A 16,939-nucleotide genomic window follows, 5' to 3' on the forward strand; every position below is an offset into this window, starting at 1 on the left:
TCTCCGTCACCGCGGCACCGGAGTTGAGCCGTGGGACCAGTCCTCAAGTGACCCCAGGGAGGGGAGTTCCGCGTGCCCGGAATCGACGAGTGCCTGCTGGAGACGATGCGGCTGCCCGGCGCGCTCGGAGCGGCACTCGTCGACTGGACCAGCGGGCTCGCCCTCGGCACCATCGGCGACTCACCGGGCGGTGACCACGAGGCGGCGGCCGCGGAGGCCGCCGAGTTCGCCAGGAGCGCCGCGGAGCACCCGGCCTTCGCACCCGCCTCCACCGACGCCTTCGGCGGGTCGCTGCCGGTGGAGGACGTCCTCGTCACCGCGCACGGCGGCTACCATCTGCTGCGCTTCGTACGCACCGGCCACGACAGCAGCATCTTCCTGTACCTCTGGCTCGACCGCGATCAGGGCAATCTCGCGCTCGCCCGGCTCCGGCTGGGCGATCTGGCCGAGCGGCTGGTGCTGGCGTGAACCGCGGCGCGCAACCGACGGACGGGCACCATCTCTCGCCGATGCTCCGCCGGTTGGTGGCCGAGCGCGCGACCGGGGCACTGCTGCGCGACAGCGGCACGCTCTACCTCGTCGACGGCCAGGTGGTGCACGCCGAGAGTCCCTCCGCGCCGGGCATCGACATACTGCTCACGGTGGGCGGCCGACTGCGCCCCGAAAGCTGGCAGTGGGCCGTCGACCAGGCGGGCGCGCGCGGCTCGGTGGGCCGCTTCCTCGTGGACAGCGGCCAGGTCCCCGGCGGCGAGCTCGAACTGTGCCATCTGGGCGCCCTGTTCGACGCCGCGTTCTTCACGCTCTCCCCCGGCAGCGGCGCCACCCGCTTCCGCTACGGAGTGGCGCACTGGATCGGCCCGGTGTCGCCCGTTCCGGCGCAGGCGGTGGCCCGCGAGGCCGCGCGGCGCCGGGAACTGCTCGGGAGGCTGTGGCCGCACCCGGAGGTCGACACCGCTCCGGTGGTGCGCGCCCGCGGCCTGCCCGCCGCATCGGTCACCGGCCGCCAACGGGCCCTGCTCGCCCTGGCCGACGGCGCCCGCACACCCCAGGACATCGCGCGCCTGCTCGGGCGTCCGGCCTTCCACACCCTGGTCGACGTCCGCAGGCTGGCGGCCGCCGGCGCGATCGCGACCCCGACGGCGGCCGTCCCGCCGCTCGGCATGCCCGCCCCCCTGGCGCGGGCCGCGGCCGAGGCGGAGGCGGTCGCGGACGTGGCCCTGCTGCGCAGGCTGCGCGACGGCCTGGAGACCGCGCTGTGATCCGCGTCCGCAGGCAGCGGGCCGAAAGGAGACAGATGATGACGGCCGAGGCCGAGGTCCTCGCCGAGCTGCGCAGGCTGCGGGTCCAACTGCCGCAACTCAGCGGGGCGTTGGCGGCCAGCGTCGACGGTCTTGTACTCGCGCAGGACGCCATGAGCGAGGCGGAGCCCCTGGCCGCGCTCACCGCGGCCGCCCTCGGTGTGGCCCAGCGCCTGACCGACACCGCCGGCCGGGGCGCCTTCCACGAACTGCTCCTGCGGGGCGACGAAGGATACGTCGCCACCTATGCGGCGGGCTCGTCCGCCGTGCTCACCCTCCTCGCCCAGCCCCGCATCAACGTGGGGCGGCTGCATCTCGAAGCCCGCCGGGCGAGCGCCCGGATCGGCGACCTGGTCGACGGCAGCCTCGGCCGACTGGAGACCCCATGACTCCCCCACGTACCCGGGCCGACCGGCCCGGGACCACACCCATCGGAAAACAGCGGAAAGGAAGCACGAATCCCATGGCCAACACGGAAGCCGCGCTCAAGGAATCGATGACCACGATCGACGGGACCATCGGCGTGGCGCTCGTCGACTACAGCAGCGGCATGGCCCTCGGCACCCTGGGCGGCAGCAAGGACCTCGACCTCTCGGTGGCCGCCGCCGGCAACACCGACGTGGTGCGCGCGAAGGTGCGCACCATGGAACTACTCGGCCTCAAGGACGAGATCGAGGACATCCTGATCACCCTCGGTTCCCAGTACCACCTGATCCGCCTCCTGACAGGGCGGGGCCACAACGGTCTCTTCCTCTATCTGGCCCTCGACAAGTCCCGGGCCAACCTCGCGATGGCGCGCCACCAGTTGAGGAAGATCGAGGCAGAACTGGAGGTGTGAACCGCCCCTGGGCGGGCCCCTTCCGATGGCGCCGCGTTCCCCGGCCCGCGGCGCCACCCGGGCACGGCCCCCATCACGTCGGCCCGATGTCCCCGCTGGGGAACTTTCGTCCAAGACAGGGCCGCCGAAGTCGGCGACCGTAGAGGCATGCACAGCTACGAAGCGGGGCCGGACCCCCTGGAACGCGACGCGGGGACCGGCTGGGAGGTCGCCCTCCCCCACAACGGCACGTCCCTCGGCGGTGTACGGATGGCGGGGTTCCGCGACCGCGTCTCCGCGGGGCTCGACAAGCAGGTGCTCCCGCAGCCTGCCGTGGTCGTCGTCATCGGGCTCGGGGACGCCCCGTTCACGGTCGAGGGCGGCAGCGGAGGGCAGTCCCTGAGGAGCTTCGCCGCCACGCTGGCGCCCGGCCCGGCCCGCATTCGCGGCCGACGCGTCGAATGCATCGAGATGCGGCTGTCTCCCCCGGCCGCCTACGCGCTGCTCGGCGTGTCCCCGAGCGAACTCGGCCAGTCGGTCGTCAGCCTCGAAGACCTGTGGGGACGGCAGGAACAGCGCCTGCGCGAGCAGCTCCCCGAGGCCTCGACCTGGCAGGAACGCCTCGCCCTGGTGGACGCGCTCCTGGTGCGGCGGGCCGCACGGGCGCCGGTCATGGCGCCCGAGGTGACGGCCGTCTGGGACCACATCGTGGCCCGCCGGGGCCGGGTGCGGATCGGTGAACTCGCCGCGTCCTGCGGCTGGAGCCGCAAACAGCTGTGGTCCAGGTTCAGCGCCCAGATCGGCCTCAGCCCCAAGCGCGCGGCCATGCTGGTCCGCTTCGATCACGCCGCACGTGCCCTGCGCGCAGGCCACAGCGCCACCGAGGTCGCACTCGCCTGCGGATACGCCGACCAGCCGCATCTGCATCGCGACGTCCTGGACTTCGCCGGATGCACGCCGGGCGCCCTGGCCGCACGGGCGACGACCAGCGGCTGACAGGCGCCCCCGAAACGCCCATCACTCCGGGAAGGTCCGCGTACCTCCCCGGTGAACACGCGCACCTGCCCACCCACAACGGAAGGAACACCGTGGCGACTACCGATGCCCGAGCAGTGAACCTGGCCGATCGAGGCCTGATCCTCCGGACCGCCTTCGGCGGCATGGCCGCGCAAACCCTGCGCGCCGCCGTGCGGTTGAAGGTGATCGAGCTGATCGGTGCCGCGCCCCGCCGGGCCGACGACATCGCGGCCGCGGCCGGGGCCGACCCGCGGTCCATGACCCGGCTGCTGCGCGCCCTGGCCGGGCTCGGCCTCCTCGAGGAACACGCCCCAGGCCTGTTCTCCGTCACCCCGGCGGGCGCCCTGCTCGATTCCCGGGCGCCCGGCTCCCTCACCTCCTTCGTGCGGGTGTTCACCGACCCGGTGGCCCTACGCGCCTGGGAGCACCTGGACACCAGCGTCCGCACCGGTGACGTGGCCTTCGACGCCGTCTTCGGCACGGACTTCTTCAGCCATCTCGCCCAACACCCCGATATTTCAACGGCGTTCAACGCGGCGATGAGCCAGGCCACCATGGCGACCGCCACCGTGCTGCCGCACGCCTTCGACTTCGGGCGGTTCACCTCGGTCACGGACGTCGGCGGCGGGAACGCGACTCTCCTGTCCGCCGTCCTCGCGGCGCACCCCCACCTCAGCGGCGTCGTCCACGACACGGCGCAGGGTCTGGCCGAGGCGCCGGGGACGCTGCGGCGGCACGGACTCACGCAACGCTGCACCCTGATCGCCGGGGACTTCTTCGGCTCGGTGCCCAAGGGCTCCGACCTCTACCTGATCAAGAGCGTCCTGCACGACTGGACGGACGAGCAGGTGGTCACCATTCTGAGCCACTGCCGCGAGGTACTGCCGCCCGAGGGCCGTGTCCTGATCGTGGAGCCCGTGCTGCCCGAGACCGTCGCCACCCAGGACGGCGCCCATGCCTCCGACCACGGAGTCACGTATCTGAGCGACCTCAACATGCTGGTGAACGCGGGCGGCCGGGAGCGCACCCGCGAGGGCTTCCAGGAGGTGTGCCACCGTGCGGGCCTGACCGTCACCTCGGTCGCTCCTCTCGAAGGAGCCGCCCCGTTCTCCCTCATCGAGGCCGCCGCCTGCTGACCGTCCCACCACCGGAGGTGAGCGGTCACCGGGACGGGCACCGACCAGGCCCACCTCACGTGTGTGCAAAGTTCACGATGCGCGTCCGGGGCCACCGGGCGCGGGTTGCGGAGCGAAGTCGGCGGCGGGCTCGGTGGCGTACCGGCTCATCGTGCGGAGGGTGGCCCGCGGGCTCAGCGCCTGCCCGCCGGCGATCATGTCCTGGAGGTCGCGGAAGTACTGCACGTACAGGTCGGGTGTGAACGTGCTGAGCATGACGGCGGGTTGGTCGGTGACGTTGGCGAAGGTGTGCGGGGCGCCGGTCGGGACCATCACGAGCGTGCCCGCCGTGGCATCGTGGTCCTGGTCGCCGACGGTGAACCGCACCGCGCCGGAGATCACGTAGAAGCCCTCGTCGTGCTGGGCGTGGCGGTGTTGCGGCGGGCCGGGCGTGTGCGGCGCGAGGACGGACTCCGCGAGCCCGAGGCGGTGCCCGGTGTTGCTGCCGTCCTCCAGGATGCGCAGGCGTGTGGTGCCGAGAACGATCGTCTCGCCGTCACCCGGCCCGACGACCGAGACGACGGGGTCGGCGACGGGCTCGCTGGTTTTCGATGCGTCAGTCATGACCCGATTCCACGGCCGGGGCCCGGTGCCTGTCCAAGACCTGTTCTCCGACCTCGATACCGTCCGGGTATCGTCGCAGCATGGAGCTACGTACGCTGCGCTACTTCGTGGCGGTCGCCGAGGAACTCCACTTCGGGCGGGCCGCCACGCGGCTGCACATGAGCCAGCCGCCCCTGAGCCGGGCGATCAGACAGCTGGAGGGCGAGGTCGGCGCCACCCTGCTGGACCGGTCGCCGGCCGGTGTCACGCTGACTCCGGTGGGAGCGGTACTCCTTGAGGAGGCGCGAGCCCTGCTCGACCGGGCCGAGCGGCTGCGCGTGCGCGTGGCCGCGGCCGCCGGAGCCGCGACGCTCACCGTCGGCATCCTGGGCGACGGCGGCGACCGGGCCGCGCTCCGGCTGGCCGACTCCTACCGGCGACGGCACCCGCGCGTGGAGGTCCGCGTCCGCGAGACCGACCTGACCGATCCCACCTGCGGGCTGCACGCCGGATTGGTCGACGTCGCCCTCACCCGCGCCCCCTTCGACGAGACCGGCCTGAGGGTCCACGAGGTGCGCGCCGACCCGGTGGGGGCGCTGCTGCGCGCGGACGATCCGCTGGCCGGCCGCGCGCAGTTGAAGCTGGCCGACCTGACGGACCGGCGCTGGTTCCGGTTCCCGGAGGGAACCGACCCCCGCTGGCAGGCGTACTGGAACGGCGGGGAATCCCGCGAGGGGCCCGTGGTGCGCGCCGTCCAGGAGTGCCAGCAGGCCGTTCTGTGGAACGGCACGATCGGCCTGGCACCCCTGGTCCACCGGCCGACGCGGGGGCTCGCCGTCGTGCCGCTGTCGGACATGCCACCGAGCCGGGTGGTGGTGGCGTGGAACGAGGGCGACACCAATCCGCTGATCCGCTCCTTCGCCGAGATCGCGACGGCCGCCCACCGCGCCTGAACGGCCCATGTCCGTACGGCGGTTGGGCCCATGGAGGGCGCCGGACGGCCCCGGCCTAGAGGGCCAGCCACTCACTCAATGTCGTCACCTCGTCGAGGACGTCGGGCAGCGGCTCGACGCCCAGACCGGGCCCGGTCGGCACGTCGAGGTGTCCGTCCGCCAGGACGAACGGCGTGGTGATGTCGGTGGCGAAGTAACGGTGGGAGCCCGAGGTGTCGCCGGGCAGGGTGAAGCCGGGCAGCGCGGCCAGGGCGATGTTGGCGGCGCGGCCGATGCCCGTCTCCAGCATGCCGCCGCACCAGACGGGTATGCCGTGGGCCCGGGCGAGGTCGTGGATGCGGCGTGCTTCCAGGTAGCCGCCCACCCGGGCCGGTTTGACGTTGATGACGGAACAGGCGCCCAGGGAGATGGCCGCAGCGGCATGGGCGGCCGACTCGATGGACTCGTCGAGGCAGATCGGGGTGCCCAGCATCCTGGCCAGCTGGGCGTGCTGCACCAGGTCGTCGTTGGCCAGGGGCTGCTCGATCAGGAGCAGGTCGAAGGCATCGAGCCTGGCGAGGTGCTGGGCGTCCACAAGGGTGTAGGCGGCGTTGGCGTCGACCTGGAGGAGCAGATCGTCCCCGAAGCGCTCGCGGACGGCACGGACGGGCTCGATGTCCCAACCGGGCTCGATCTTCAGCTTGATGCGGACATAGCCTTCCGCGACGTACTGCTCCACCGCGTCCAGCAGTCGGGGCACCGAGTCCATGATGCCGACCGAGACCCCGCACGGCACGCGGTCGCGGGCCGCGCCGAGGTACGAGCCGAACGACTCGCCGCTCAGCCGGAGTTGCGCGTCGAGCACCGCGCTCTCCAGGGCGGACTTGGCCATGTGGTGGCCGGTGAAGGGTTCCAGCGCCCGGCCCACGCCCGCGGCGTCCACGCCGTCCGTGGGCAGGGCCGGGACGAGGAACCTGCGCAGGACGTCCTGGGCGCCGTCGACGTACTCGGAGCAGTAGCGGGGCTCGGACATGGCGGCGCACTCGGCCCATCCCTCGCCGTCCGCGGTGACGACCCGCACGAGGAGGACGTCCCGGCGGGTCTCGACGCCGAAGGAGGTGCGGAACGGGGCGACGAGCGGCATCGCGATGCGGCGCAGTTCGATGCCGGAGATCTTCATCGTGGTCACAGGTGGCTCCCGGGGGCGGGTCGGGCGGGGATCGGGGTGGGCGTGCGGCGGACGATGTAGCCGCGACGGTCGTGGAGACCGACGACATCGGCCCCGTCGGCGAGCAGACCGCCGAGGGTCTGGCGGACGGCGAGCCGCCAGGCATGGGCGGCCGGTGCGTCGCCGCGGCGCAGGGCCTCGATGTCCTCGGGCAGCTCGATCACCACGAACTCGGCGTCGGTGGGCCCCAGTTCGGGACGCCCCTCGACACTGCGCACGCCGTGCACGGCGCCGTCCGGCATCGCCCGGCCACCCGCTCCGGCGGCGGGCAGGGGCGCGGTGATGTCCCAGGCCGCCAGGATCCGGTCCGACTCGTCGCCGCCGTTGATGGTGTCGTCCATGGCGCCGTAGAAGGACTGGAGGTACTCCTCGGGGCGGGCGCCGAGTTTGGTGAGGTTGAAGTGGGCGTTGCGGCGGACCAGCGGGTCGTAGGTCCAGGTGATGCGCTTGAGGCCGCGCTCCAGGGCCCATTGGCGCTGGTGCAGCTTGAGCGCCAGACCGATACCCCGGCCCATGGCGGCGCCCGTGATGTGGGAGTGCAGGGTGGTGCCCGCGGGCTCGCCGAAGAACGCCAGGGACGCCCCCGCGAGCCGGCCGTCCTCGTACGCCCCGACCGCGTAGTTCCCCGCGTGGCTCAGGGCGCGCATGACCTCGGCGGAGACCGGCGGTGTGTCCGGGCGGGTGCCCCAGATCTCGGCGTAGAGACGGCCTGCGGCCTCGAACTCCGCCATCGTGTGGAGCTCACGGATGTCGAGGCCGGTCACAGCATCGCTCCGAGGAGTTCGGCCAGCAGCCGCGCGCGGGGCGGCATGGTGGCGGCCAGTACGTGTTCGTGGTCGGCGTGCGCCCCGTCGCCCACCGCCCCGAGGCCGTCGAGGGTGGGGCAGCCCGCGCCCGCGGTGTAGTTGCCGTCGGACGCGCCACCGACCGCCGCCTGGCGCAGTTCACCCATGCCCAGGCCGCAGGCGACGTCCGCGGCCAGCGCGAACAGTTCCTTGGATCGATCGGCGTCCAGGGGTGGGCGGTTGGGGCCGCCGTCCAAGTGCAGCCGGGCGCCGGGGTGGTGGGGACGCAGGGCCGAGATGAGCTCGTGGACCGCTTCCTGCGCCGCCGGGGTGGGGACGCGGGCGTCGATGCTCAGTTCGGCGCGGGCCGGCACGGTGTTGGTGGTGGTACCGGCGCGCATCACGGTCGGGGTGATGGTGGTGCCCGGTCCGGTGCGGGTGGTGACCGCTTCGGTGACGCGTTCCAGGGCGAGCAGGTGACGGGCGAGTTCGGTGGCCGCGTTGATGCCCTTGTCCGGGTCGAGTCCGGAGTGGGCGGCGCGGCCCTCGACGCTCAGATGGTAGTGGGACATGCCCTTGCGGCTGGTCTTCAGGGCGCCTCCGGGAGCCGACGGCTCCACGACCAGCGCGGCCCGGCAGGACCGTGCGGTGTCCTCGATGAGGGCGCGGGAGGTGTCGGAGCCGACCTCCTCGTCGCCGGTGACCAGCACGCACAGCCCGTCCAGGGAAGGAAGCGTGGCCAGCGCGTGGAAGAGCTGGACCAGCCCGGCCTTCATGTCGAAGACACCGGGACCGCGGACGATGCCCTCCCGCACCGTGAAGGGGTGCGACGCGAGTGTGCCGATCGGCCAGACGGTGTCGTGATGGCCGAGGAGCAGGACGCGCGGAGTGCCGAACGACCACTGGAGGTGGCTCACCCCGTCGACCACGTGGATCCGCGGCGTGGCACCGATCAGTCGGCTGCCCTGCTCGGCGACGACATGGGCACTGCGGGCGACCGCCTCGTGGTCGGCGGAGTACGACTCGCACGACACGAGCTCTTCGAGGTCCTGGAGCATCGGGTCGAGCGGCGGGGCGGAACGGGAAACGGGGTGGGCCTGCACGGGTGCGTTCTCCTGGGCTGGGCGAGGGGGTGTCCGCAAAGGTGTCCTGAGCGGATGACCGCCACGGTAGGCACGCCGCGGGAGCCGGAGTTGGTACGTGAGTGGCAACATCGGGGCCGCATTCGTACGGCGGCCCCAACCAGCCCGGCGCGCCATGGCGTACGGCGGCGGACGTCAGCCCATGGGGGGTGCTGATGACGCGTCTTGGGGTTGCCGCCGAGGACCTGACACCTTCGGCGACATCCATGCCGACCTGCCCGTGCCACCCGGCGCGCGCCGCTGAACCGGCCGCGGCGCAGGCCCCCTTGGGCACCGGGGCCACCCTCACCCCGCGGCGGCGCGCCACCCCGGTTCGTCCGCGCTGTCGTAGAGGCCCATCAGGCGCATCTGCAGCATCGCCGCGAACCGGGCGTTCGGGTCCCGCAGGTCGATCCCTCCCACCTCCGCCACCCGGCGGATGCGGTAGCGGAAGGTGTTGGGGTGGACGAAGACGCTCGCCGAAGCCGCGATCACGTCGCCGAAGGCGTCCAGCCACGCCCGCAGGGTCTCGACCAGATGGGCATGGTGGCGCGCGTCGTAGTCCGCCAACCGCGCGATGGGGCCGGCCAGTTCGTCCCGGTTGGCGGCCACCAGGTCCCGCATTTCGAGCAGCAGCGCGTCGATGTGCACGTCCCCGATCGCGGCGACCCGCCGCAGTCCGCGCCCGTGGAGCAGGACGCGCAGCACCCGGTCGGCGTTGACCCGCGACCGGGCCAGGGCGGCGGGGTCGTCCGCCACGGAACCGATTCCAACGACCGCCCCGGTGCGCGCGCCGGTGCGCTCCAGGAAGTTCGACGCCACCTGCACGGCACGCTCCTGGGCCGACACCGAGGTCCCCTTGACCGGGAACAGGGCGTACGCGACATCGCCAAGGTACGCCACCGCGGACCTCGGCTGCACCGCCGTCAGGTGCACGCCCAGCGCACTCGCCAACCGCTGACACTCCGCCGCGACCTGGGCATGATCACCCTCCCCCGGCTGAAGGCCCAGCGCCATGACGAGCAGCGGTCCGTCGGCGAGGCCGAGGCGGCCCAGCGCCGACGCCGCGCCGGCGCCGCCCTCCAGTGCCGTCGTCACCAGGTCGGCGCGGAGCCGGTGCTGCGCGTCGGTGCCCGCGCGGAAGCGCAGCATGTGGAGGGCGGCGAGCTTGGCCGCCTCCCGGAACGCCTCCTCGCGCTCCTTGGTGAGCGGCTCGCGCAGCGTCGCCCACACGGAGCCCAGGATCTCGTCCCCGGCGCGCACGGCGATCGCCACCCGCGGCAGCGCGATCTCGTCCCCCAGCGTGGGCGGCGGAATGTGCAACGGGCCCTCGCGGCGGTACAGCTCCTTGAAGACCCCCTGTTCCTGGTGGATCCTCAGGTATCGCTCCGGCACCCGCCGGGCCAGGATGCTGGCCACCCGGGGCGGATCGGCTTCGTCCTGGCGTCCGGAGAAGGCCAGGATGCGCGAGCGGCGGTCCTCGATGGTGACAGGCGCGTCGAGGAGCGTGGCGATCGCGTTCGCCAGCGCGAACAGATCACCGGACGGCACACCGCCCAGGGTCTGCTCCCCAATCTCACCCACGTCGTCCTCGGACAGCAACATCCTCAGCATGGAGGCCAGTTGAGCCCATGAGGCTCCGCGGGTCAGCTCCAACAGGGCGACACCGGTCTCGGCGGCCGCGGCTTCGAGTTCGGCGCACGCCTCGACCGGTCCACGGACCACCAGGGCGGCCGCGCCCGCACGCGCCAGTTCGCGGAGCAGCCGGGCCGTCCGTTCCGGCCCGTGGACACCGTTGCCGAGCACGATGGCGTGCTCGGGGTAGTGCTGCTCGTCGTACGGATCATGGATGCCGACCCCGCCGAGTTCGCCCGCCCGGGCGGGATCACCGTGGAGCAGATCGAGAAGGGTGGGTCCGAGGTCGTCGAGCACCCGGCCCAGACTCCGGGCCGGGTGTTCCGACATGTGCCTGATCATCTCCGCAGGTTAGAACCGGTACGGTCCTATACGTCCGTATGTGCGGACGAGGATACGGGACGGTCTTCGTCGCCCGGTACGAATGCCTGGCGAGCGGGCCGCCACAGCCGTGCCTGGACGGCTTCCCACCAGCGCCTCGGCCGGTTCGACGGCCGACAGCACCCGCGCGGCGCCCGCCGGGACGAGCCGGATTTCGGTGCCGCGGCGACGGCCACCTGCGCGCCCGCCGCCGCAGTGCCTCCCCAGCCCGGGCGCTCCACTGGCCCGCCCCGCTCGTGACGGTACGGATCGCGGGATCGACCAGCTCCTCCCGTACGTCGGCGGCGACTTGGAGGACGTCCAGCCGCCTAGCGTCGGCTTGTCCCTACACAACCGCACCGCCTCCCGGGTGCGGCACACCCAGGCAACGCACGCCCTGGCAGACGGAGTTCAACCGTCCGAGACTCGGTCCGACAGCACCCATCAGCATCAGCACCAAGGACAGAGGGTTTCGCCATGCCGAGGAACACGAACAGCGGCCTTGCCGAGGCGGCCGGGCAGACCGGTGCGAAGGTAGTGGCGGTCACAGGCGCGAGCAGCGGGATCGGCGAGGCGACCGCACGAAGGCTCGCGGCGGACGGCCATCACCTCCTGCTCGGAGCGCGGCGCACCGAGCGTCTCGCCGCGCTCACCAAGGAGATCACCGCCGCGGGCGGCACCGCCTCCTTCAAGCGGCTCGACGTCACGGATGCCGCCGACGTCCAAGCCTTCGTCTCCGCCGCCCGCGAGCGCCACGGCCGTGTCGACGTGATGGTCAACAACGCCGGGGTGATGCCGCTCTCACCGCTGGAAGCACTGAAGATCGAGGAGTGGGACCGCATGATCGACGTGAACGTCCGCGGGGTCCTGCACGGCATCACGGCCGCGCTGCCCGCGATGCGGGCCCAGGGTGGCGGACACTTCGTGAACGTCGCCTCCGTCGGGGCGTACGAGGTCTCCCCCACCGCCGCCGTGTACTGCGCCACCAAATTCGCCGTCCGGGCGATCTCCGAGGGACTGCGCCAGGAGTCGAACGGGGACATCCGGGTCACTCTGGTCTCCCCGGGAGTGACCGAGTCCGAACTCGCCGACAGCGTCTCCGACCCGGCGGCGAGAGCGGCCATGCAGAGCTACCGCGCCGTGGCCCTGCCCGCCTCGGCCATCGCGGACGCCATTGCCTACGCCGTGTCCCAGCCGCCTCAGGTCGACGTCAACGAGGTGGTCGTGCGCCCGGCCGCGAGCGCGCAGTAGGCCACACAGCGGGCACCGGACCTCCAGCGGTACGCCAGAGCGGCGCTCTCGGACGGGCCACCCCGGCACTCCGACAAGGCCCGGGGCCGTCAGGACAGGGTGATCCGCAGTTCGTAGGGGCGGCCCGCACTGATCGCCTCGGCCTGCTCGCGCAGGTCGGCCGTGGTGAAGCCGAGCAGCGCCTGGTCGGCCGCGCGGCGCAGCAGGGGCACGATCTGGGCGGGCGGGCTGCCGCGGTGGGTGGAGGCGAGGGTGGTGAAGGCCCGCTGGTACGTGGAACCGTGCGGGTCGCTGCTGTCGGCCAGCAGTCTCGGCAACGCGCTCGCGTCGATGCTGATGTTTCCCATGTGGTCGCCTCCCGTCGTCGCGCGGCCGGGCGGATCCGGCCCACACGACCGACGGTAGGGGCCGGGTCTGACAATCCCCCGCCCCCCAGACCCGTGAGCCCCACCACCCGCCGGATCGCCAGGGCCGTCCCCCTGGACAGATAGTCTGTGCACAGATAATCTTTGGGCACATCATCTTCGCAGGAGGCCATCATGTGGGTGTACGAGCACAGCATCGAGACCGACGTCGCACGCGCGGCGATCTGGCGACTCTGGGCCGATGTCGAGAACTGGGCCGCCTGGAACGCGGAGATCGAGAAGATCGAGCTGCGCGGCCCGTTCGCCGCGGGCGCGGAGATCTCGATGACCCCGCCCGGGCAGGACCCGGTGGAACTGCGGGTGACCGAGGCCGAGAAGGACACCATGTTCGTCGATGAGGCCCGCTTCGACGGGCTGGTCCTGCGCACCATCCACCGGCTCGTCCCCCTCGACCACGGGCGCACCCGGGTGGTGTACCGGATGGAGATCACCGGCGAGGGAGCCGATGATCTCGGTCCCCGGATCGGCCCGGACATCACCTCCGACTGGCCCGTGACCATGGCCGCACTCGTCGGCCTCGCCGCACGGAGCTGACGGCAGTGAACCCCGAAGCCAGCCCCGGGTTCCTGCTGTGGCACGCCACGCTGCGCTGGCAGCGGGGCATCGCCACGGCCTTGGCGCCCCTCGGCCTGACCCACGTCCAGTTCGTGCTGCTCGCCTGCGCCTGGTGGCTCAACGAACAGGGAAGTCATCCGAACCAGTTGGCGCTCGCACGGCAGGCGGGGACCGACGTCAAGATGACCTCCCAGGTACTCCGCACCCTGGAGAACAAGGGCTTGGTCGAACGCGAGGTGGACCCGTCGGACACCCGGGCCAAGCGCCTGCGCGTCACCGCCCTCGGCGCGGAACTGGCCCCCCGCGCCATCGCCGCCGTCGAGCGGGTCGACGCCGAGTTCTTCCAGCCCGTCCCCCTCGACGAAGCCGTGGCAATGCTCAGCCGCCTGTCGCATCCCGAGTCCTGACCACCGCCCCCGCCCGTTCGGCGCAGCCGGCCCGCGCTCCGGGGTGCGCGAGCGACCCGCGGCGCTTACCTGAGAGAGCCACGCTTTCGCAGGGAGACGCATCATGACCGAACAGCACCCGCCCGACCCGGACCCTCATGGCGGCACACCACCGGGCGGGCAAGGCGGAGCGGCTCCGGGATGGGGGCAGCGACAGCCGCCCGGAGGGGCACCCTACGGCTCGCCCCCGCCGGCCTGGGGCCCCCAACCCCCCGCCCCTCCCGGACGCCGCTTCGGCCGAGGCGTCCTGATCGGGTGCCTCGGCGCCGTCGTACTGCTCATCGTGATCGTCGCGGTCCTCGTCCTGGCCTTCGGCGGCAGCAGCGGCAAGAAGAGCCCGCCCAGTCCCACCACCACCAACAGCGGCGTCCGATCCAGCGAAGGTGCGCACCCTCCCGCCGCGGACGTGTCCATCACGTCCTGCGAACTCGACCCCTCCACCTCCTTCGCCAGCGCCAAGCTGAAGATCATCAACCACAGCTCAAAGCCCTCGGACTACAGCATCTCCGTGGAGTTCCTCGCCGCGAACGGAACCCGCGTGGGCGAGGGCGGGACGTTGCAGACGCATGTGGCGCCAGGCGAGACAGCCGAGGACACGGCCAGCAGTCCCACTCAGGCGACCGGCAACATCACTTGCAAGGTGACTTCCGTGGAGCGGTTCTCCTCAGCCGGGTGAGGGCCCGACCACCGGCCCCCACACTCATACCAACTTGCGCAAGCCCCAGGCCAGTTCACTCCTCATGCGAAGATGAGCCATGCGCGCACCACCGCCGTTCGGGGACAAGCTGCGGGCGCAGCTGGGCTCACCTCAGGAGGCGCGGCAGCTCGAAAGCAGCCCCCGATCGCGGGTGTGGCGGGCCGAGCTGGCCGGCACCGCCGTGGTGGTCAAGCAGCTCGTCGACGGCTCGGAAGCGGCGGAGAGGTACGCGCGCGAGGTGGCCGCACTGACCCTCGCGTCGCACGTCGACCCACCCGTCGTGCCAAGGCTCATCGGCACTGACCCGGACGAGCGCGTGCTGGTCGATCGGCCCCTCCGAGGACCGCTGCCACAGCGTGACGAACTGACCGACTTGCGTCGGGGTGGTCTTGGCCACACGGAATCTGACGGCTTGCCCGTCGAGGGTGAACCGGTGCGCCACGTACTCCGCGCTCTCCGGTTCGGGCTCCGGCCGCGAGCAGTCGAAGCCGCTCGGGCCGTACACCATCGTTTGCGCCGCCAGCAGGTCACAGTGAGGCCCGACCAGGGCTGATTGGCCATGCACTCATCCTGCCGTCCCCCGGAGATGAGGCTCGTCACCCACCCGGCGAATCAGAGAAGGAATTCCGCGTACAGCACGGTGAACGCCGGGCGCAGGCCGTCCAGGAAAGGCCGGTCGAAATGCGGCCTTCGGGCGCAGGGCCGAGGGGAGGGAAAGGCCAACACCCTACGGCGCTTTGGGTCGACCGGTTTCCGCCTGAGTGCGCGAACGTCGGCACCGAGTCTTTCACCAGCCGCTAACGATCCGCTAACGCACCGACTCCACGAGGTGGGCGGGCGAGGATCTCACCCCGGCCGAGCCCAAGACTTCGCAGGCCGGAGGACTGAGGGGCAATCAACTCCGCCAGTGATGGCTTCCGTTGGGGTGCGCGTGGAGCACAGCTCCCTAGTCCCGACACACCTCACTGGGTAGCCGAACGCAGAAGCTCGGGGGCCGAGCGAGGTGTGAGGTTTCACACTCTGCGAGGAATTGCCGGGCGGTGTCGGCTTCCAGCAGAGTTCTACAACCGTCAGGCCCCGCATACGGCCACCCCGTCCCCCGAGTACCTCGTACTCGTACAACTCCATAGCCGAGCCGTATGCCGCCCGTGCATCACCCGGGTTTCGTCCCGGGAAAATTGCCCATCGGGTTCCGTTCCTCCGTGACCGGCAGTTGGGAGGAGGCAGCAAGGGGCACGATTGCGTTCGCGAGGTCACCCGTGCGTATGCTCCTGGAAGGAAATCGTGTGAGCCGGATCCCGATCCGGGGATTCGCGGTGGCGTCTGCCACCGCGGTCACCGCCGTTGGCGCCGTGGTCGGCGTGGCGGCGGGGAGTCCCGCCGCCGCCTCGAACGACAACGTCGAGGCCACCGCTGCCGACACGACGCTCCTCGCCGACATACCCGCCGGCCAGCAGGTCCAGGTGCAGACCACTTCTCTCGCACAGCAGGCGAACGCGCAGTCCGCGCAAGCCAACGCCGCGGCGAAGAAGTCCGCCGAGGAGGCCGCACGCCTCCGGGCCGCCCAGGACGCCAAGGCCAAGAAGAGCGCCGCCGACAAGGATAGGGCGGACAAGGCCGACAAGGATGCCAAGGCCCGCGACCTGGAGACCCAGGCCGCCAGCCGCTCGACCAGCCGGACCACCTTCCAGGTGCAGAGCTCCTACTCGGTCTCCGACGTCCAGGCCATCGCGCGCCAGATCATCCCCGCGGGCCAGTTCCAGTGCTTCAGCAACATCGTGAACAACGAGTCGAGCTGGAACTACCGGGCCACCAACGGCACCGCCTACGGCCTCGTCCAGGCGCTGCCCGGATCCAAGATGAGCTCCGTGGGATCCGACTGGCAGACAAACCCGGCCACCCAGATCAAGTGGGGCCTCAACTACATGAACGAGCGCTACGGCAGCCCTTGCGGCGCGTGGTCGTACTGGCAGGCCCACGACTCGTACTGATCCTGCCCCGTGGGCAGTTGAACGGCCGGCCGGTGAGTCACGCGTCGGCCGGCTGTAACCTCGGCCCTTGTGAATTGGCTGCCTGACGACTTCGTCCACCCCGAGTACGTGCCCGTGCCCCGTACGACGCTGCACCTACGGCCGATCCGGGAGGCGGACTGCGCGCTCGACTATCCCGCGGTCATGGGCTCCCGAGAGCGCCTGTGGGAGATCTTCGGCCCGGCCTGGGCGTGGCCCAGTGAGACGATGACGTACGAAGCGAACCGCGTCGACCTGCTGCGGCACGAGAGGGAGATCGCCGCGCACCAGTCGTTCAACTACGCGCTCCTCGACGAACAGGAGACGTCGCTCCTCGGCTGTGTCTATGTCGACCCGCCCGAGCGCGCCGGTGCCGACGGGGAGGTGGCCTGGTGGGTGGTGGACGCACTCGCCGACAGTGAGGTGGAGCGCGCTTTCGACGCGTTCGTGCCGCAGTGGATCGCGACCGCCTGGCCCTTCCAGCAGCCCCGCTGCCTGGGCCGGGACATCAGCTGGAAGGCCTGGCTCGCGCTGCCGCGCGCCTAGCCGGGTCTCGACACGGAGGGGCGGCGCCCCGGCGGCCTCTCCTCAACTCCTCGCCCGTCACAGGTTGATAACGTCCCGTCGACCCCTTGCCAGTAACAT

At 71.7% G+C, this 16,939-nt stretch carries 19 protein-coding genes and 1 pseudogene; 13 read left to right on the plus strand and 7 right to left on the minus strand.

All coding sequences use genetic code 11. The features are described from left to right. Nucleotides 1–72 precede the first annotated feature (72 nt). The 6 genes from DT019_RS00060 to DT019_RS00085 all read left to right on the plus strand — a co-directional run bounded on the left by DT019_RS00060 (nt 73) and on the right by DT019_RS00085 (nt 4,268). Complete coding sequence (locus tag DT019_RS00060; RefSeq protein WP_114034461.1) at nt 73–468, plus strand: hypothetical protein; 396 nt, start codon at nt 73–75, stop codon at nt 466–468. Nucleotides 469–509: 41 nt separating this feature from the next. Further along, nucleotides 510–1,259 (plus strand): transcriptional regulator, encoded by a 750-nt coding sequence (locus tag DT019_RS00065; protein ID WP_114035235.1) that lies wholly within the window; start codon nt 510–512, stop codon nt 1,257–1,259. 38 nt (nt 1,260–1,297) lie between these two features. Further along, nucleotides 1,298–1,687: a roadblock/LC7 domain-containing protein gene (locus tag DT019_RS00070; RefSeq protein ID WP_189389132.1), complete on the plus strand. Its 390-nt coding sequence runs from the start codon at nt 1,298–1,300 to the stop codon at nt 1,685–1,687. Between the two features lie 74 nt (nt 1,688–1,761). Then, nucleotides 1,762–2,136, plus strand: coding sequence for a hypothetical protein (locus tag DT019_RS00075; RefSeq protein WP_114034463.1), 375 nt, complete (start codon nt 1,762–1,764; stop codon nt 2,134–2,136). A 147-nt stretch (nt 2,137–2,283) separates the two neighbouring features. Continuing rightward, nucleotides 2,284–3,111: a helix-turn-helix domain-containing protein gene (locus tag DT019_RS00080; RefSeq protein WP_114034464.1), complete on the plus strand. Its 828-nt coding sequence runs from the start codon at nt 2,284–2,286 to the stop codon at nt 3,109–3,111. A 92-nt stretch (nt 3,112–3,203) separates the two neighbouring features. Continuing rightward, nucleotides 3,204–4,268: a methyltransferase gene (locus tag DT019_RS00085; RefSeq protein ID WP_223279221.1), complete on the plus strand. Its 1,065-nt coding sequence runs from the start codon at nt 3,204–3,206 to the stop codon at nt 4,266–4,268. 72 nt (nt 4,269–4,340) lie between these two features. On the opposite strand, the gene DT019_RS00090 is transcribed toward DT019_RS00085, so the two are convergent. Beyond that, nucleotides 4,341–4,871, minus strand: a complete 531-nt coding sequence (locus DT019_RS00090) for a cupin domain-containing protein (RefSeq protein ID WP_114034466.1) — start codon at nt 4,869–4,871, stop codon at nt 4,341–4,343. An 80-nt stretch (nt 4,872–4,951) separates the two neighbouring features. On the opposite strand from DT019_RS00090, the gene DT019_RS00095 reads away from it, so the two are divergent. Then, nucleotides 4,952–5,803 (plus strand): LysR family transcriptional regulator, encoded by an 852-nt coding sequence (locus DT019_RS00095; RefSeq protein ID WP_114034467.1) that lies wholly within the window; start codon nt 4,952–4,954, stop codon nt 5,801–5,803. Nucleotides 5,804–5,858: 55 nt separating this feature from the next. On the opposite strand, the gene menC is transcribed toward DT019_RS00095, so the two are convergent. The 4 genes from menC to DT019_RS00115 all read right to left on the minus strand — a co-directional run bounded on the left by menC (nt 5,859) and on the right by DT019_RS00115 (nt 10,893). Continuing rightward, a complete protein-coding gene (gene menC / locus DT019_RS00100) occupies nt 5,859–6,962 on the minus strand; it encodes an o-succinylbenzoate synthase (RefSeq protein WP_114035236.1) in 1,104 nt (367 codons plus the stop codon). A 5-nt stretch (nt 6,963–6,967) separates the two neighbouring features. Beyond that, a complete protein-coding gene (locus DT019_RS00105) occupies nt 6,968–7,774 on the minus strand; it encodes a GNAT family N-acetyltransferase (protein ID WP_114034468.1) in 807 nt (268 codons plus the stop codon). Next, nucleotides 7,771–8,853: a M20 family metallopeptidase gene (locus DT019_RS00110; RefSeq protein WP_114035237.1), complete on the minus strand. Its 1,083-nt coding sequence runs from the start codon at nt 8,851–8,853 to the stop codon at nt 7,771–7,773. Before DT019_RS00110 ends, DT019_RS00105 begins: the two co-directional genes overlap by 4 nt. A gap of 369 nt (nt 8,854–9,222) precedes the next feature. Next, nucleotides 9,223–10,893: a PucR family transcriptional regulator gene (locus tag DT019_RS00115; protein ID WP_317617711.1), complete on the minus strand. Its 1,671-nt coding sequence runs from the start codon at nt 10,891–10,893 to the stop codon at nt 9,223–9,225. A gap of 495 nt (nt 10,894–11,388) precedes the next feature. Between DT019_RS00115 and DT019_RS00120 the strand changes: the two genes are divergently transcribed. After that, nucleotides 11,389–12,162 carry an SDR family oxidoreductase gene (locus DT019_RS00120; RefSeq protein WP_114034470.1) on the plus strand — a complete coding sequence of 258 codons (774 nt, stop codon included), beginning with the start codon at nt 11,389–11,391 and terminating at the stop codon, nt 12,160–12,162. 89 nt (nt 12,163–12,251) lie between these two features. Here DT019_RS00120 and DT019_RS00125 read toward each other — a convergent pair whose 3' ends face one another. Further along, nucleotides 12,252–12,509, minus strand: a complete 258-nt coding sequence (locus DT019_RS00125; RefSeq protein ID WP_114034471.1) for a hypothetical protein — start codon at nt 12,507–12,509, stop codon at nt 12,252–12,254. 192 nt (nt 12,510–12,701) lie between these two features. Here DT019_RS00125 and DT019_RS00130 point away from each other — a divergent pair, with 192 nt between their 5' ends. The 3 genes from DT019_RS00130 to DT019_RS00140 all read left to right on the plus strand — a co-directional run bounded on the left by DT019_RS00130 (nt 12,702) and on the right by DT019_RS00140 (nt 14,264). After that, nucleotides 12,702–13,121: an SRPBCC family protein gene (locus DT019_RS00130; protein ID WP_114034472.1), complete on the plus strand. Its 420-nt coding sequence runs from the start codon at nt 12,702–12,704 to the stop codon at nt 13,119–13,121. Between the two features lie 5 nt (nt 13,122–13,126). Further along, nucleotides 13,127–13,549, plus strand: coding sequence for a MarR family winged helix-turn-helix transcriptional regulator (locus tag DT019_RS00135; protein WP_114034473.1), 423 nt, complete (start codon nt 13,127–13,129; stop codon nt 13,547–13,549). A gap of 322 nt (nt 13,550–13,871) precedes the next feature. Further along, the gene (locus DT019_RS00140; protein ID WP_114034474.1) at nt 13,872–14,264 is read left to right on the plus strand and encodes a hypothetical protein; all 393 of its coding nucleotides are present in this window, start codon (nt 13,872–13,874) and stop codon (nt 14,262–14,264) included. Nucleotides 14,265–14,610: 346 nt separating this feature from the next. On the opposite strand, the pseudogene DT019_RS40065 reads toward DT019_RS00140, so the two are convergent. Continuing rightward, nucleotides 14,611–14,846, minus strand: a pseudogene (locus DT019_RS40065) (MepB family protein); the annotation flags it as partial. 725 nt (nt 14,847–15,571) lie between these two features. Between DT019_RS40065 and DT019_RS00150 the strand changes: the two are divergent. Both DT019_RS00150 and DT019_RS00155 read left to right on the plus strand, forming a co-directional pair. Further along, nucleotides 15,572–16,276: a transglycosylase SLT domain-containing protein gene (locus tag DT019_RS00150; protein WP_114034475.1), complete on the plus strand. Its 705-nt coding sequence runs from the start codon at nt 15,572–15,574 to the stop codon at nt 16,274–16,276. 69 nt (nt 16,277–16,345) lie between these two features. After that, complete coding sequence (locus DT019_RS00155) at nt 16,346–16,840, plus strand: N-acetyltransferase (protein ID WP_114034476.1); 495 nt, start codon at nt 16,346–16,348, stop codon at nt 16,838–16,840. Nucleotides 16,841–16,939: the final 99 nt, after the last annotated feature.

The organism is Streptomyces sp. SDr-06, assembly GCF_003324565.1.
GTDB lineage: Bacteria > Actinomycetota > Actinomycetes > Streptomycetales > Streptomycetaceae > Streptomyces.